We start from the raw sequence: 7,325 nt of genomic DNA, 5'->3' as shown, positions 1-7,325 counted from the left end.
GCGCGCTACCCCACGTCGATCAGGGAATGTGCCGGAAACATACTTTTCGTTTGAAGTCGCTGTCAATTGCACTGCGCGACACTAGGTTTGAGAGTTACAGATACTGAAAATTTGCTCACGTCGGGCAGATCGCCGCCAAGACCGGGTCTCACATGGAGATAATTTCGGCCCATCGTAATCAGCTGTGTTGCATGATATTTGGTCGTGGTCGATGCGTTGTCGCAGCGGTTGGTGCCGGACGAGTTATGGGAGTGGGTGGAGCCGTTGCTGCCGACGTTCACTCCGCGCGCACAGGGCGGTGGCGCGGCTCCGGTGGACCAGCGGGCCGTGTTCACGGCAGTGGTGTACGTGCTGACCAGCGGTTGCGCGTGGCGGATGCTGCCGCCGTCGTTCGGGGTGAGCGTGCCGACGGCGCATCGCCGATTCACCGTGTGGACGAACGCCGGGGTGTGGCAGCGGCTGCAGCGGGCGGTGCCCGATGAGCCGGGCAACCAGGGGTTGATCAATTGGTCCAGGGCAGTGGCCGCCGGGGCGCGCATCCGGGCGAAAAAGGCGATCTGACCGGACCCGAGCCCGACCGCGCCAACCCGGCTCGCAACTGCACATGCTGTCCGATTGTGCGGGAATCCCGCTGGCCGTGGCGGTTCCGGCCACCGACGTCCATGCTTCACACGCGCTCGAACCCTTGTGAAGGCGATCCCGGCAGTGCAGTCACGCCACGGTCCGCTCAGGCGCCGGCCGGGCTAACTACACACGCACCAAGCCCACGACCAGCCCGAGTTGCGACCGCGAGTGCGCCGCCGAGCCATGGCAGTCCGTGCCGCGCGCAAGGGAATCGAGTCCGCCGAGCGACGCGGCCTCGCGAAAGCGAACAAGGCCATATGAGACACGGACTGAGTGCCCATACCGTGAACGCGGCTTCATTTCTTGGGGACGCGCGATGATTGCCGCCTACAGACCGATGAGTTTGTTCGTGTCGATGGTGACAACGGCGGACGGGCCGCGCGATCTCGCCGTGGGCGAATACGCCGCATCGTCACACACATGACCGCCCGCCTCATGACCATCTACCTCCGGCACATCCCGGTCATCGCAGCCGTCACCGGCGCCGCCCAGCCGGCTCCGCCGCCCGGACCACATCCACGGCCACCCTCACCCGGAGCACTGCTCGCGGCCATCGGCACCCACATCCTCTTGCATCACGGCCAACCACTCACGAGCACAGCAGGATCCGCAATCCTCACCGTCGTCCTCGCCGCTGCGCTGCTCACCACCATCGGCCCAGCCGTCTCGCCCACCAACCTCGGGAAACGAAGCCGCACCTCGGCCTGACCGCAACTCGGAGTCGAATCCGTATGGAGCTGGCAACGCGTGTGACCGGAGTCCCGGACCAACCGCTTCCCCCCGGCAGCCCTCCCACGCGATCGTCGGCAGTGCCGGCAGCCGACGCCGGCGCGGCGCGTGGTCGCGGCGGCGGAGCCGAGCGTCGGTTTTCGATCGTTCGCGGTAGGCGCACAGTTCGGGGTCGGCACTGAGGGTGCATGTGCTCATCAGGTCCGGGCCATGTGTGCCCGAGGGCGCGGTCGATGTCGAGCGTCGGAGTCGATGACGGCCTCCAGGCGACCTTGCGCAGTCACTACATTGATGAACTCAGCGCTCGGTGCCTTCCAGCAGTGCAACATACCGGCGCCCGAACAGATAGGCGTCTCCTGGCCAGCGTGCGGAGAGATAGTTGCGATCTTCGACGATGAAGGCGGGGGTGTCGTCGGTGGCGGTGCCGCGTCTGGTGAGTTCGAGTGGGCCGCGCTGGAATTGGGTGTCCGGGTTGTCGAGAGCCGCGCGGACCTCGTCCTCGACGTAGGCCGGATACGTGCGGTAGTAGCGGCCGAGTCGCCATGCGGTGCTGAAATACGCGACGCGCTCCATGTATTTGGGCAGGCAGGTGGTGCGGCGCTGGGCGAGCACGCTACGGCCGGTAGCGGGATCTTCGGACCGGGCGAGGACGAGGACACCGTGGCAGATGGCGCCCACCGGTCGGCCCAGGGTCCAGAACCTCGCGACCTGCCGCTGCAGTGTCTCCGAGCCCAGGTACTGCCGCATGCCGGGTGCATGTCCGCCGGGTAGGAGCAGTCCGTCGAAGTCGTCCACGTCGACCTCCGACCAGGAGACCGTGGCGGTGAACTCCGGTGTGCCGGTGAGCTGCTGATAGAAGGTCCGGGGCTCGGCTTCGGCACCGAGTTGACCGAAGATCACTCCGGTCAGCAGCCGCGGATCCGCCGCAGGCACCGTACCCGCTCGCTCGGTGGTGAATACGACCTCGTGTCCGGCGTCGGTCAGGATCCGCCACGGCACGGCGACCTCGGTGACGTCGAAGTCGTGGTCCGGAACCGGCATGAGTACGCGCATACGCACATCATCGCAGCCGGCACTCGACTGTTGAGCCACCCATTAGACGGCTACGAGGTAGATCTCGCCGTCGCTTCCGACGGCGAGATCACCCGCATAGACGCTGCTGAGAATCAGCGACCCTTGATCGCTTCGCGTGCGAGGTTTCCGAGCGGTCCGGCCTGGCGCGCAAAATCGTTCACAACCTTCCAGTCCGCCTCGCTTGCATTCGCCGGTGAGTTTTTCACCCGAGCGATTGCGTTCCGGACATCCTGTTCAGACTGAGCCATTTCATCCTCCTGATATTGATATGCGACTCTATTTATTCGGCAGCGGCGAACATTGTCGATTCATTTCCGGGGGTAGTCGATCACTTCTGTGCCACCGAAACTCTGGATAACGTTGAACAGGATCGGGAGACTGTCGCAGGCCTGCTTGATGACCTCTTCGTTTTTGAGCAAGGTCTCTACCGAATTCACGGTCTGGCTGGCCCCGTTCAGCATCTTGCCGATCGTGTCGTCGGGCACCCTCGTACCTTGGAAGGTGCTGAAGGTGACGGGGTAGTCGAAGAGCTTGTACTTGTCGACGACGCCGCGTTCCGCCGGCGTCAGATCCAGCCGGTAGCTCAGTGTGAAGGTGAACCCTTTACTGCCGCCGAGCATTCCACGAACTTCGTTCTGACTGCGTTGGATGTTCAGACGCATCTACTTCTCCTTGTTTTCCTTATCGAATGGCCAAACCCTGGGAGGCGGCGTCGCGCAGATTGGTGGAGACGATCCTCCCGTCGCTTGTACGGGCGTTGAGCCACACCTGCGACGGTTCGTATCCCCAGATCGTGTAGCCGCTCTCCAGTGACTGTTTCGACTCCTCGACATAGGTCCACAGATCGTCGGAGCCGTACTCGAATTCCACTCCGGCAGGCAGCGTGAGATACCCCACCCGCTGCCAGCCCCGGTATACGGAGATGCGGTTGCAGCCATTGCCCCGATAGCCCAACTCGGAGCCCAGGTACAACTGCCACATACTTTCAACGGGCCCGGACTTGGTGCTCTGAAAACCGAGCGTGAGCCCGCGACCACAGCTGAGAAATCGACTGTCGAAAGGGAAAGTGGTCGATGCGAGCTTGCGCACCGAGTCGCTTTCGGCGTCGCCGAAGCCTGCGCGAGCGCCCGTACCGAGCCACACGGCGACACACAGCAGCACGACACCGCCCACGACCGCAGGCCTGCGCCCCTGCCACGGTCGTAGCGCCAACAACGCACCCGAAATCAACGCGATCAACGCCCATCCGCCGCGCAGCTCCGTCCAGAAGTAAGGCCAGATCGCCCTGATCTGATCGTCATAAACGAGACTCGAGGTCTGTAGATAACGACCACGCAGCAGGAAGTGGCCGATGAGCCACGGCACCACCACCGTCAACGCGGAGAAGATCGCTACGCCCGCAACTGTTCCGTCGATCGCACGGTGCCGCTGTATCGCGCCCGCCTGCCGCGCGGACCGCGACGGCGCAATGATCGGGGGCGCGGGCCGGATGACGGGGGCCGTCATCGTTGGCGCGACGACACCAGGTTTCCGGACCGACGTCGTCACCGGAATACGGGAGGTCGTGGCGCCTCCTCGGACCGTCCGGCCCGTGGCGCCGACGGGGCGGCTGTGCCGCTCGGACAAGCGGCACCAAGGGCATACCTTGTTGTGGTATGGGTACACATGCGTCTTATCACGCGCGCAGTGGACGGTCGTAATCGCCGCGAGGGCGCGTTGCCATTGCGCGGCGGAAGGGCGTGTGGTCGGATTCTTCGCCCCGGTACCGAGCGCACGCTCGAACAATGCTTGCACTGTTCGAGGCAGCATCGTCATCGGTGGCGCGGCGGGATGTGCCTTCAGCTGGGAGTTCGGACCACCAGCCCACTGTCCGCCGGCCGCGAGAACCAGCGCCTCCGGCTTATCCCCCGGTCCGGTCCAATCTCCGCGCAGGAACGGGTGATTCCCGGCCATCAGCAGCAAGTAGATATGGATCGCGAGCACGAATAGATCCGAGTTCTTTTCTCGCGCATGCCGTTTGAGGTCGACCCCGGCGAGTTCCGGCGCCAGGAATTCGGGCCGCGCGACATCACACAGGAAGGTCGTATTGCCACTACGGAATTGGAAGGAGTCGCAGTCGACCAGGGTCACCCGCGTCGTATTGCAGACGAGAATATTGCGCTCGTTGAAGTCACCGATGACGGCACCGGCACGGTGCGCTGTGTCAACGGCGAGGCACAGATTGGTGGCGATGTTGACCAGGTGGGTCCAAGTCACCTGTTTGGGCCACTGCGGCCCCGTGGGGTTCGGATACTGACGATCGGCGGGATTGCTCAGCTTGTGCACCTCGACCGCCGTCGACATATCCACCTTGCCCATGACGAACCCGCAGATGGTCCCGCTCTCGACAATGGTTTGATCCGGCCAGGTCAGCACGACGAACCCGTCCGGCTGCACGGCGTCGGGAGGCCGCGCCTTCGCCATCGCTTGCACCTTCGTCCGTTTGGCGGCGAGCGCGGTGAGGTGCGGATGAAAGATCTTGGCGACCCATTCCGGGTGGCCTGCTATGTCGCTTATGGTTCCCTCGCCGGCCTTGGCCAGCTGGGCGCCGAGCCGGATAGTACGTCCGTCGCCGAGATGGAGTCGCTGCATGCCTCAGCCTTTGGCTGCACTCTCCGTGGCCGGTGGGCTCAGCGGCGTGATTGCAGGCCACCGCGACGACACCTGACGGGTCAACGACGCTCTGAATACCGATTCGCTCTCGTCGCTGTACTTCAGCCGGGCTAGAACCAAAGTCTTGTCGTCCTCGGTCTGATCTTCTTCGATGCTGTCGAGCCACTGAGCGAAGTTCTCGTCGCGCAGTCCTGCGGCCAACGACGACCAAGCGCCCTCGAAGAACGGGACGAATGCCGCTCCGGTGGTGATATCGGTGATCTTGTAGCTCATACCGTCGGTACTGAGGGCGAACGCCGTGATATCGGTGGCGGTGTGCGTGCGGAAGGAGTCAGCGAAAGCGTTGTCGGACTGGACAAACCACGTCAGGTTCGCGTACTCCGCCTTCTTCTCGACGAGGATGGTCTCGACGCAGGCCGTCCGCTCCACCGCGATGATGCCGTCGCCGATCTGGCCGAAGATGGCCAGACCCGGGCGGGCGACCGCGACGGCCAACGTCGTCGCGAGCTCACCGAGGGGCTGCCCATGGCACTCGGCTCGATGGCGAAGTCTGCCAAGTGCATAGCGGAAGAGCGACTCCATCAGATCGTCGGCGGCCTGGCCATCACCTTCGATGGAGGCGAACCTCTCGGCGAACCATGGGGTCAGCACGTCCGCGACTACGCCGCTGCACACAGTGTGGGAGCCCCACGCGGATGTCTGGGTGACGCTACCAGCGCCGTCGGCGACGGCGGCTACGACGAAATCGCCCATGGTTCCGTAGGCGAACGCGTCATCGCATCCGAGACCATTCTTCCGATGTCCACGACCGGTGACCGATGCGCCGCAGACCGACCACTGGCGTCCGAGGACACCGTGCGCCGTCGGCGTGGCGGAATCTGCCTTCGCGGTGTCACCGCTGCGTGCGGAAACAGAGATCGTCATGCGGACGTCCAGCCGATAGGCGCGAGTGCCACCTGCTGGGAGTTGGCGGCAACCTGGTCGTCGGATTTGCCGAAGCTCGAGGAACTGGCCATATTGCCGAGTGAGGCGGACAACCACTCGAAGAACTCCTCGAACTTCAACCCGGCCAACGGCGCGGGTGTGCGCTGCTGCGAAAGTCGTTTGAGTTGCCCATAGTCGACATTCTCACCGACGCCGATCGCGAACACAGTGACGCCGTTGGCAGCCTCCATGGCATTGAGCCGGGCTACCGCCGCATCGAATCCGTCCGGATTCGGCGCGCCATCGGTGAGCAGCAGCAGCCACGGGCGAAAATACTGGATGCCTACCGCTTTGTACTCCAGTTTGCGCTCCTCGATCATATCGATCGCGAGATCTATGCCAGCGGCCATATTCGTGGACCCGTTGATCGCGAACCGGGCAGGCTGCAGCATTCGCGCCTCCTGTAGCGGCACGGTCACCTCTGCGTACGAGCCGAAGGTGATCACCGCGACTTCAGCGCGCTTCCGCGCCAGGTCATCGGTGGTGACGTAGTGTACGAAAGCCTCGAATCCCGCCTCCAAGGCGGCGATCGGCGGTCCCGACATCGAACCCGATACGTCGGCGAGAACAATGCACGCGACACGAGGGTCCGGGTTGGCTTCATTGAGCGGAATGGTCAATTCTGACAACGGGATTCAACTCCTTAGCAAGTCCTCAGCAAGGCACGTAATCGGTGACACGAGTCACCGATACATCGACGCGTGAATCATGCGCCCCCGCAGGCAGATCCACTGGCAGGTCATTTGGCATTGCCCCGGGCGTCCGCTTCCTCCGGTGCATGCGACCCGCACGCACAACTGTAATCACCGTCGAATCGCTTGCGGTGTCCAGCATTCGACCGACAGACACCATCCACGGTCGATGAAAGTATCGCGAACGACGATCTCGGAATAGAGAAGCGGAGCAGGACGCGACGATTGAGCCATCTCGGAAACTCGAACAACATGCCAGCGGCGATCACAACTGGTCGAGGTCTATCAGTTCGTCCTGCAATGCCCGGGAAACCAGGGCGGCTTTAGTGGGGGCCGGACGGCCGACAGCGGCGTACTTGTCCCTGATCCGAGCCAGGTGCGTGTTCACCGTGCCCAGCGAAATATAAAGGCGGCGACCAACTTCCACTTTGGAGTCCGAGCAGATCCAGGCCAGTAGAACCTCGATCTCACGACTACTGAGCGCCGGACGCTCACACGGATCGAGCGCGGCGGACAGCGGGACGTTTTCGTGGCCGAATGTGACACTCATGAAACTTTCCTTTGCTGCAA

9 protein-coding genes are annotated in these 7,325 nt (G+C 63.4%); 2 read left to right on the top strand and 7 right to left on the bottom strand.

Annotated elements, in window-relative coordinates:
* The first annotated feature begins 204 nt into the window (after positions 1-204).
* Together ACQP0C_RS17725 and ACQP0C_RS17720 are read left to right on the top strand one after the other, a co-directional pair.
* Complete coding sequence (locus tag ACQP0C_RS17725) at positions 205-561, top strand: transposase (protein WP_433733982.1); 357 nt, start codon at positions 205-207, stop codon at positions 559-561.
* A gap of 483 nt (positions 562-1,044) precedes the next feature.
* Positions 1,045-1,332 carry a hypothetical protein gene (locus ACQP0C_RS17720; RefSeq protein WP_433733981.1) on the top strand — a complete coding sequence of 96 codons (288 nt, stop codon included), beginning with the start codon at positions 1,045-1,047 and terminating at the stop codon, positions 1,330-1,332.
* Positions 1,333-1,650: 318 nt separating this feature from the next.
* On the opposite strand, the gene ACQP0C_RS17715 is transcribed toward ACQP0C_RS17720, so the two are convergent.
* From ACQP0C_RS17715 to ACQP0C_RS17685, 7 genes are all read right to left on the bottom strand, one after another.
* On the bottom strand, positions 1,651-2,406 hold the full coding sequence (locus ACQP0C_RS17715) for a type 1 glutamine amidotransferase domain-containing protein (protein WP_433733980.1): 756 nt from the start codon (positions 2,404-2,406) through the stop codon (positions 1,651-1,653).
* A 113-nt stretch (positions 2,407-2,519) separates the two neighbouring features.
* Complete coding sequence (locus ACQP0C_RS17710) at positions 2,520-2,675, bottom strand: hypothetical protein (RefSeq protein WP_433733979.1); 156 nt, start codon at positions 2,673-2,675, stop codon at positions 2,520-2,522.
* 60 nt (positions 2,676-2,735) lie between these two features.
* Positions 2,736-3,089, bottom strand: coding sequence for a hypothetical protein (locus ACQP0C_RS17705; protein WP_433733978.1), 354 nt, complete (start codon positions 3,087-3,089; stop codon positions 2,736-2,738).
* A gap of 19 nt (positions 3,090-3,108) precedes the next feature.
* Positions 3,109-5,058 carry a hypothetical protein gene (locus tag ACQP0C_RS17700; RefSeq protein ID WP_433733977.1) on the bottom strand — a complete coding sequence of 650 codons (1,950 nt, stop codon included), beginning with the start codon at positions 5,056-5,058 and terminating at the stop codon, positions 3,109-3,111.
* Positions 5,059-5,061: 3 nt separating this feature from the next.
* A complete protein-coding gene (locus ACQP0C_RS17695) occupies positions 5,062-6,003 on the bottom strand; it encodes a PP2C family serine/threonine-protein phosphatase (RefSeq protein ID WP_433733976.1) in 942 nt (313 codons plus the stop codon).
* Positions 6,000-6,692, bottom strand: a complete 693-nt coding sequence (locus ACQP0C_RS17690; RefSeq protein ID WP_433733975.1) for a vWA domain-containing protein — start codon at positions 6,690-6,692, stop codon at positions 6,000-6,002. Before ACQP0C_RS17690 ends, ACQP0C_RS17695 begins: the two co-directional genes overlap by 4 nt.
* Positions 6,693-7,020: 328 nt before the next feature.
* Complete coding sequence (locus ACQP0C_RS17685; RefSeq protein ID WP_433733974.1) at positions 7,021-7,305, bottom strand: LuxR C-terminal-related transcriptional regulator; 285 nt, start codon at positions 7,303-7,305, stop codon at positions 7,021-7,023.
* Positions 7,306-7,325: the final 20 nt, after the last annotated feature.

It is taken from the genome of Nocardia sp. CA-129566 (genome assembly GCF_050956075.1).
Lineage (GTDB): Bacteria > Actinomycetota > Actinomycetes > Mycobacteriales > Mycobacteriaceae > Nocardia.
This window is presented reverse-complemented; position numbering and strand designations above follow the sequence as displayed.

What these genes read in the sequence shown, in the direction of transcription:
- ACQP0C_RS17720 (WP_433733981.1), top strand. Translation starts at nt 1,045, where the DNA reads ATGACCGCCCGCCTCATGACCATCTACCTCCGGCACATCCCGGTCATC.
- ACQP0C_RS17715 (WP_433733980.1), bottom strand. Translation starts at nt 2,406, where the DNA reads ATGCGCGTACTCATGCCGGTTCCGGACCACGACTTCGACGTCACCGAG.
- ACQP0C_RS17710 (WP_433733979.1), bottom strand. Translation starts at nt 2,675, where the DNA reads ATGGCTCAGTCTGAACAGGATGTCCGGAACGCAATCGCTCGGGTGAAA.
- ACQP0C_RS17705 (WP_433733978.1), bottom strand. Translation starts at nt 3,089, where the DNA reads ATGCGTCTGAACATCCAACGCAGTCAGAACGAAGTTCGTGGAATGCTC.
- ACQP0C_RS17700 (WP_433733977.1), bottom strand. Translation starts at nt 5,058, where the DNA reads ATGCAGCGACTCCATCTCGGCGACGGACGTACTATCCGGCTCGGCGCC.
- ACQP0C_RS17695 (WP_433733976.1), bottom strand. Translation starts at nt 6,003, where the DNA reads ATGACGATCTCTGTTTCCGCACGCAGCGGTGACACCGCGAAGGCAGAT.
- ACQP0C_RS17685 (WP_433733974.1), bottom strand. Translation starts at nt 7,305, where the DNA reads ATGAGTGTCACATTCGGCCACGAAAACGTCCCGCTGTCCGCCGCGCTC.